Source organism: Treponema ruminis, assembly GCF_014201975.1.
Classification (GTDB): domain Bacteria; phylum Spirochaetota; class Spirochaetia; order Treponematales; family Treponemataceae; genus Treponema_D; species Treponema_D ruminis.
In genome coordinates, this window is record NZ_JACHFQ010000012.1 from 23,584 (window position 1) to 31,813 (window position 8,230).

General features: G+C 45.1%; 7 protein-coding genes. 4 read left to right on the forward strand and 3 right to left on the reverse strand.

From position 1 onward, the window contains the following. Positions 1–83 precede the first annotated feature (83 nt). Positions 84–1,424, forward strand: coding sequence for a sensor domain-containing diguanylate cyclase (locus tag HNP76_RS14150; RefSeq protein ID WP_184661710.1), 1,341 nt, complete (start codon positions 84–86; stop codon positions 1,422–1,424). Positions 1,425–1,662: 238 nt separating this feature from the next. On the opposite strand, the gene HNP76_RS14155 is transcribed toward HNP76_RS14150, so the two are convergent. Continuing rightward, the gene (locus HNP76_RS14155; protein ID WP_184661712.1) at positions 1,663–2,664 is read right to left on the reverse strand and encodes an ABC transporter substrate-binding protein; all 1,002 of its coding nucleotides are present in this window, start codon (positions 2,662–2,664) and stop codon (positions 1,663–1,665) included. Between the two features lie 106 nt (positions 2,665–2,770). Between HNP76_RS14155 and HNP76_RS14160 the strand changes: the two genes are divergently transcribed. Further along, complete coding sequence (locus HNP76_RS14160) at positions 2,771–3,697, forward strand: ABC transporter permease (protein WP_184661714.1); 927 nt, start codon at positions 2,771–2,773, stop codon at positions 3,695–3,697. Next, on the forward strand, positions 3,690–4,487 hold the full coding sequence (locus HNP76_RS14165; protein WP_184661716.1) for an ABC transporter ATP-binding protein: 798 nt from the start codon (positions 3,690–3,692) through the stop codon (positions 4,485–4,487). The genes HNP76_RS14160 and HNP76_RS14165 overlap by 8 nt, the downstream gene beginning before the upstream one ends. On the opposite strand, the gene HNP76_RS14170 is transcribed toward HNP76_RS14165, so the two are convergent. Further along, positions 4,484–5,803, reverse strand: a complete 1,320-nt coding sequence (locus HNP76_RS14170) for a DUF1015 domain-containing protein (RefSeq protein WP_184661718.1) — start codon at positions 5,801–5,803, stop codon at positions 4,484–4,486. The two genes, HNP76_RS14165 and HNP76_RS14170, sit on opposite strands and share 4 nt — an antisense overlap. A gap of 365 nt (positions 5,804–6,168) precedes the next feature. Between HNP76_RS14170 and ilvC the strand changes: the two genes are divergently transcribed. After that, positions 6,169–7,647: a ketol-acid reductoisomerase gene (gene ilvC / locus HNP76_RS14175; RefSeq protein ID WP_184661720.1), complete on the forward strand. Its 1,479-nt coding sequence runs from the start codon at positions 6,169–6,171 to the stop codon at positions 7,645–7,647. Positions 7,648–7,753: 106 nt separating this feature from the next. On the opposite strand, the gene HNP76_RS14180 is transcribed toward ilvC, so the two are convergent. Further along, complete coding sequence (locus HNP76_RS14180) at positions 7,754–8,053, reverse strand: hypothetical protein (RefSeq protein WP_184661722.1); 300 nt, start codon at positions 8,051–8,053, stop codon at positions 7,754–7,756. Positions 8,054–8,230 lie beyond the last annotated feature (177 nt).

Genomic DNA, 8,230 nt, shown 5'->3' on the forward strand with positions numbered 1-8,230 from the left:
GGCTCAAAAAAATTTAATCTATCTTAAATTTAAAACTTTTCAAATCCGGAAACATATATTAAAACGATTTTAAGGATTAAGAGATGGATCAGAATCAGGAAGGTTTCAGCCAGGTCGCAATTACGCTCATAAATCATTATGACTGCGTTCATTATGTAGATTTTGAAACAGGAAAATATACCAACCTCGTGCCTATAAAACTTTTTGAGACACTCGGAGTTCCGTTTCAGGGCGAAGATTTTTTCTCGGATTTCAGAAAGATTCTGACTAAGTGTATTCATCCGAATGATATTGAAATCCTGGAGCATCTGCTTGATAAAAATCTTATGAAAAAGCGCCTGTTAGAAAAAGATACAAATTTTCTGACTTTTCGTGCAATAAAAGAAGGAAAAGCTGTACATGTTCGACACTCAGAATTTCTATGCCCTGATAAAGTCCATGTAATCTGCTGTCTTGAGAATATCGAAGAAGAATTTCAGCAGGCAATGGCTCAAAAAAATCATCTTGAATCCGAAAAGCGTCTTGCTCGCTTCGATGAGATGACAGGAGTGCGGAACAAAAACGCATTTAAGGAATATTCAAATTCAATTAGCGAAAAATTACTAAAAAATCCCAAAAGTTATCAGTTCGCTCTTATTCTTTGCGACCTGAACGACCTCAAACTGCTTAATGATACGCGCGGACACAGTTTTGGAGATGAAGCAATCCAGAGAGCAAGCCGCATGATTTGCAATACTTTTACTCACAGTCCGGTGTTCAGAATCGGTGGCGACGAATTCGTTGTTGTTCTGAGAGGGCATGATTTTGAACACAGAGAGCATCTGCTCGAAGTCCTGAAAGACGAATCCTACAACAATAAAATTTCACGTTCCGGGCCTGTCATTGCCTGTGGCATTGCTGTTTATGATCCTGACACGGACAAAGACTTTTCCAGCGTATTAGACCGTGCCGACAAATCAATGTACGCAAACAAAAAAGAAATCAAAGCTCTGAACCTTACGCAAGGCTTCCGTAATATGGAAAAAATCGACCGGCCTATTACGTCAGAACGCAGGACTCTCTTGAATTCTTTGTTTGGAGCTTTATGCACAATCAGCGGCGGCGGCTATGTTTATCTGAATGACATGCGCTTTGACTATTCAAGATGGTCACTTTCTCTTGTTGATGATTTTGCTATGCCGTCAGAGTATATGTACCATGCAGATAAACTTTGGCAGGAAAAACTTCACCCGGATGATTTGAAAGCATATCTCGAAGCAATTAAAGCAGTTTTATGCGATAACGTGGATATGATTAAACCGCTCACTTACAGGGCCAAAAAGGCGGACGGAACTTATGTCGTTCTAACAACCAGAGGTTTTATTCTGAGCGACAACAATGGAAATCCAGATTATTTCGGTGGAATAATTCTTCCTGTTCAATAAGGTGTGCTATGTCTAGACATTTTTTTCAAGCTTAACAAATTCGCTTATTTTCCTTGCAACAATTTTTTTTTCCGGCTGTGCCACAAATTCGGCCGAACCAGATCAACTTCCCCCTTCTCATGAACACAGCATAGAACTTACGGATTCAAGGCACAGCGCAAGCCTTATCTTTTATACGATGAATAAAAACGAGGGATGTGCAGGATTATTGGTACGCCGCACATTCCCCGCATCATTTTTATTTCTTTGTCAGTGCGCCGTTCTCAAAAATCATGTTAGCTTTTTCAAGATAATCGGCCGGGATTGTGATTCCACAGTTTTTGGCCGCATCAAGGTCGAAGAGCAAATCGCTGTCGCTCGGGTCAGTCATAAATCGAACAGGGATATTCTCCGGTTTTTCGCCGTTCAGAATTTTAAGAACCATTTCACCAGTCGCGCGTCCTGCCTTGTAATAGTTGAAACCGCTGGCAATCACGCAGCCACCGTCCTGAGCGCCTGTTACATCGCCTGAGAAAATCGGTTTTTTAGCCTCGCCGAAAACTTCCTTTACAGAAGAAAGAGCGCTGAAAACAGTGTTGTCTGTGGTGAGATACAAGCCGTCAACACGATTGATGATTGCCTCTGCAGCCTGCTTTACTTCGCTTGAATTGGTGATTGCCTGTGTGACAAGTGAAAGTCCTGCCTGCTCGCAGCCTTTTTTTACAAGTTCCAGAGAAGAAACTGAATTTGCCTCGTTGCTTGTGTAAATATAGCCCAGAGTTTTGATTCCGGTCAGTTCTTTGAAGAGGGCTATGTGCTGCTCTGTAGGAATTGCGTCGCTCATGCCGGTGATGTTTCGCTCGCCGTGCTCAAGAGTTGAAACCAGGCCAGCTCCCAGAGGATCAGTAACAGTGCCGAAAACAACTGGAATGTCAGTGATTGTGTTTGCAAGTGCAAGTGCGACTGGAGTTGCGATACCGACGGCTACATCAACGCCCTCGTCACGGTATTTCATTGCAATCTGAGCTGCCGTGTTTGTGTCGCCGTTCGCATTCTGAAGGTCAAAAGTTGCGTTTACGCCGTTTTCATTGAGAACATCTACAATACCCTGCTCAACTGAGTCCAGTGCGATATGCTGAACGATTTTTGCGATTCCGATTTTGACAGATTTTTTGCCTTCAGCTGATTTTCCCTTGCAGCCTGTAAAGACAAAGAGTGCGAGTGCCATAGAAGCAAACGCGATTGATTTTGTGAGTTTCATTTTTTTCTCCATAGATAAAGATTTCTTTCACAAGTATGTTACTATAAAGAGAAACAAAATGTCAATAGCAATTGTAAATTTCCGTTTTTATCAGTAGAATCATTATATGATTCAAGGTATTCTCATCGAAGGTTTGATTTTCGGAATTATGGTTTTGGGCGTCTTCATGACATTCCGCGTCCTAAATTTTTGTGATATGACAGTTGACGGCTCCTTCCCGCTTGGAGCCTGTGTTCTTGCGGCCTGCCTCACACACGGCATTTCCCCGGCCCTTGCGCTCATGATTGTTTTTGTCGCCGGTATTCTTGCAGGTTTTTGTACCACAGTAATTTACACAAAGCTCCGCATCCCGGATCTTCTCGCCGGAATTTTGATGATGACCATGCTCTACTCGGTCAATCTGCGCGTCATGTCAAATCAGGCAAACGTGTCTTTCCTCAAAATTCCTACGATTTTTTCTTCTATTAAGCAGTTTATGAAAACAACTTTTCCTGCCGTCACTCCTGACTGGGGAATCGTCATCTTCCTCGTAATTTTCGTCGGAATTCTTCTCGTTCTTTTAAATTTATTCTTCTCAACTGACTTTGGCCTCACAATGGGTGCCCTGGGTTCAAACCCTCAGATGGTAATTTCACAGGGCGTAGACCCTCGTATCGTGCGCGGAGTCGGAATCTGCTTTGGCGACGGTCTTGCGGCCCTTTCCGGTGCCCTTTTTGCCATGTATTCAGGCTTTGCCGACGTCGGAAGCGGAAGCGGTGTCGTAGTCTCAGGACTTGCTTCCCTCATGCTGGGAGAATTCGTAATCCATTCAAACAAAATCGGCTGGCAGACATTCCGCGTAATTTTAGGCTCAATCATCTACCGTGCATTGATGTTCATTGCCCGAAGATACGGCTACAACATCGGAATGAACGCAAACGACCTCAAACTTATCACAGGCCTCATGATTATCCTCTGCCTTATTATAAGCAAGCAGGATGTGGTGGGCTGGTTCAAGGCACATCTCAAGAGACCGGAGGCAACAAATGCTTAAACTCGAAAATATTGGAATTACATTCAACGCAAACACGCCTGACGAAAACAAGGCGCTCACAAACATAAATCTCGACATAAAAAAAGGCGACTTCATCACGGTCATCGGCTCCAACGGTGCCGGTAAGTCCACCCTCTACAATATAATCGCGGGCACTTTAAAGCCGACTTCTGGAACAATCCTGCTCACAGGCGATGACGGAGTTCAAAAGAACATCACCGGTGACGCAGAATTCAAACGGGCCCGCTACATAGGCCGCATTTTCCAGAATCCCCTCCTGGGAACAGCCGGCAAAATGAGCCTTGAAGACAACATGATGATTTGCTACAAAAAAGGCTTCAAGGGGCTCAAGATTTCCCTCAACAACAAGATGCGTGACTTTTTCCGCAGCCAGCTCAAAGTCCTCAACATGGGCCTTGAAGACCGTCTCGGCGACAACGTTGACCAGTTCTCTGGCGGTCAGCGTCAGGCCCTCACCCTGCTCATGGCAGTTATGAGTAAGCCCAGCCTACTCCTTCTCGACGAGCACACGGCCGCCCTCGACCCGACTAACGCCGCCATCGTCATGGAGCTCACCCGCCGCTTTGCCCAGGAATACAATCTCACAGTCATGATGGTCACCCACAACATGCAGCACGCCCTGGACTACGGTAACCGCCTGATTATGATGAACAAGGGCGAAATTATTTCCGACATCAGCGGAGACGAAAAAAAACAGCTCACGATGGATTCAATCGTAGAGCTGTTCAAGAAAATCAAAGTTAACAACGATAACGTAATGTTAAACTAGAACAAGCGGCGGGCCTCAACATAGAAGCGTTTTTCACTCGCCTCGCCCATTGAGAAGGACTTGCGTGGAAGAACGCCCCGGCTTGCGATTGTCTGAAAGAATGAATCTTTTGCAATCGGCGGAAGAAGGATTGAAAGCGCGTTTTCCTTGTGACCGAGTTTTACGACATCTTCCGTTCCGTGAATGTAATCGATGTCATTCTTTTTGTCCTTTGAGTGAGCGTCGAGATATTCGTCAAGAACAGGCTGCAGGGCCGCAATCGCCAGATCAGTGATTGCAGTCTCCAAAACGCAGAGCTTTTCCTTGCCGCCAACGCTTGTGATAAAGCCGTAGCGGGCGCCCTTTGCATTTTTGTCAGCAACAAAGTCTTCAAGTTCTTTTTCCGAAGCGAAATTCTTGATTTCTCCGCCCAATTTTTCTTCTATATAAAGAATCAGACTTCCCGCATCCTGATTGAAAATTACGCGGTGAATAGGCTCAAAAGTAAGGCCCTCATCGTAAATGTTAACGACCTCAACCAGAGCATATCGGACAGGAGAATTAATCAAATCATCGCCAGAAAGAGTTTTCTTGTGCTCGTCCCAGACAGCCTTTGCAGTAGCCAGAGAGTGGTTTCCGTCTCCTACAGCAAAAAGGAAGCAGTTTCCATCTTTATCGGTACCAGCCTTGGCCAGAGCCGAAAGCGCGTTCTCCAAAAGGCTCTCAACCTCAGCCCCAGAAACCTTCCAGCCAGTGATATGGCCAGAGTTCAGCATCAGCTCGCCGTCGTAAATCGGATCAGATTTTTTTGCAATCGTGCCGGCACCGCCAACGAGCAGGTCCATTTCGTCATTTGCAAGAAGCATGATGTGAGGAAGCTCCAGTCCAGCCCCGGTTCGGATTTTCATTCTCGGAGGGATTCGCTCAGGAACAGTCGCCTCAGTCGCACGAATCAGAGCCTTGCTGCCCGGCTTCCACTCGTATTTTTCCAAATCAACGGCCAGAACAAGGCCCTTTCGAGTGCGACCGTATTCAGTCTTTCGCTCAATATAAATGCATTCCTCGCCTGCTGTAAAAGTGCTGGCATCAAGGTAGCTTTTCATCGTCTCGTGGATTTTTTTGATTCTCGCTTCCCCGCCACCATCGTTAAGGTAGACTTCCGGGAAAATCAAATTGAGCGTAGAAGGATTTGAGCCCGCCGCATCAGCAGCCTTTGCCCAATAATCCTTATCCTGAGTGTACTGGTCACAGGCAATCACCGACCAGGATTTTAAATCAACATTTTTTGGCAGCAGGATTTCAGGAATCTGCACACCGTAATTCTCAAAGTTTTTCATAATGCATGAATTATAGCACATAGAAAGGGGGAAGTCATCGCTTCGTCAGCGAGTTTTCTAGGACAAACTTCGAGTTTTTGACTAACGGGATATCCATAAATCATGCTCCCAGCAAGAACCGCCCCTTAGGAATCCACGGTTGTGCGAAATTGAAAATTGGACTCGCTGCGCTCGCCCGCACAAAGTGGATTCAGGGTCGAACCTTGCTTCAGCATGATTTACAATTTGCCGGCTATTTAAAACTCGAAGTATCCCCTTCTTATACAACGTTGCAAATTACGCAACATTATATCAAAAACATTGCACTTTACGCACTGTAGCTGCTCTATTATAATAATCTCAAATTAATTTAATAGAGGAACAAAATGGGTAACAACTATTTCAATTCTATTCCGTGGCGCGAGGCTCGCTTGCAGCTCGGACACTGCCGCTCAATGTCTAAAGAAGAATTCGCTGACGGCGTTAACGCTCTCAAAGGCAAAAAAATCGTAATCGTTGGTTGTGGTGCACAGGGCTTGAACCAGGGTCTCTGTCTCCGCGACTCAGGTTTGGACGTATCTTACGCTCTCCGCGAGGAAGCAATCGCTCAGAAACGCCAGTCTTGGAAGAACGCAACAGAAAACGGCTTCAAAGTCGGAACTTATGACGAATTGGTTCCAACAGCCGACCTCATCGGAAACCTCACTCCAGATAAGCAGCACTCAAACGTAATTTCAGAAGTTATGAAACGCATGAAGAAAGGCTCAGCTCTCTGGTATTCACACGGTTTCAACATGATTGAAGAGGGAATGCAGATTCGCCCGGATATCACAGTCGTAATGTGTGCTCCAAAAGGCCCAGGTACAGAAGTTTGGCACGAGTTCCAGCGTGGATTCGGTGTTCCTGATCTCATCGCAGTTCATCCTGTAAACGACCCGGAAGGAAAAGGCTGGGCTTATGCAAAAGCTCTCGCAGTCGGTATGGGCGGCTCAAAAGCAGGCGTTCTTGAATCATCATTCGTTGCAGAAGTAAAATCAGACCTCATGGGTGAGCAGACAATCCTCTGCGGTATGCTCCAGGCTGGTACAATCGTTTGCTACGACAAAATGGTAGCTGATGGAATCGCTCCTGAATATGCAACAAAACTCTTGATGCACGGTTGGAACGTAATTTCTGAGGCTCTCAAATGGGGCGGCATCACAAACATGATGGATCGTCTCTCAAACCCAGCAAAAATCAAGGCAAACGAACTTTCAAAAGAAATCAAAAAACTCCTTGCTCCACTCTATCAGAAGCACATGGACGACATCATTTCAGGCAAATTCTCATCAACAATGATGGAAGACTGGAAAGCTGGCGACAAAGACCTTCTCGCTTGGCGTGAAGAAACAGGTCGTCTTGCATTCGAAAAGACAGAAGAGTCAAAAGAAGAAATCACAGAACAGGAATACTTCGACAAGGGCATCCTCATGGTTGCAATGGTCAAAGCCGGCTGTGAGCTCGCATTCGAGACAATGGTTGATGCAGGAATCAAAGAGGAGAGCGCTTACTATGAGTCACTCCACGAAGTTCCGCTCATCGCAAACCTCATCGACCGCAAACGCCTCTACGAGATGAACCGCGTTATTTCCGACACAGCAGAATACGGATGCTACCTCTTCGCTCGCGTTGCCGCTCCAATGATGGCAAAAGACCTCATGCCAAAAGTAACAACAGAAGTTATCGGTAAAGGCTTGAGCAACAAAGACACAAGCGTAAACAACACAGAACTCGTTAACGTAAACGCAGAAATCCGCAACCACCCAATCGAGGTTGTAGGACGCAAACTCCGCGCATACATGACAGCAATGAAACCAGTTCTGTAGTATAAAAAATTAATGCCTAAGAGGTCCCAAAAGAAATGCAGGGCTTCTTAGGCATTTTTATTTGAATCGCTTATCTAAAAGACTTAAAATCCCAAAAAACAAAAAACTAGTTACCAGTAAAATTCCCGTAATAAATCACAGAATCAGACTTTTTTGAATGCATAGGACTTCCGTTCACAGCTTCCTGAGCGGGCTCATTATCATCCTTGTAGCGGGTCTTAACCGTCATTTCGGATTTTATTTTGTCCAAAGTCGGATTAAAAACAAGCAAAATCTCCCGAATAATGCTAAGGACATCATCATCAGCATCGTTAGTTTCCAAAAGGCGATTATAAAACTTATACATTTGAACGTAGGCGTGATTTAATCCAACATATTCTTCATTATAAACATCAACTCTAGACATACAATCTCCTATAGAAAATTATTCTAACGCAAGATTATACATTTTCAAGTAATTTTAAATCTTTTTATAAAAATAATGCGCAAGTCACCTGCAATCCCGGCTTTGCGCCCTTCCGCTGACCGCTCCATTCCTCCGCTACGCTCCGCGGGCACTCTCCTTGTCGTGCCCGTTCGAACG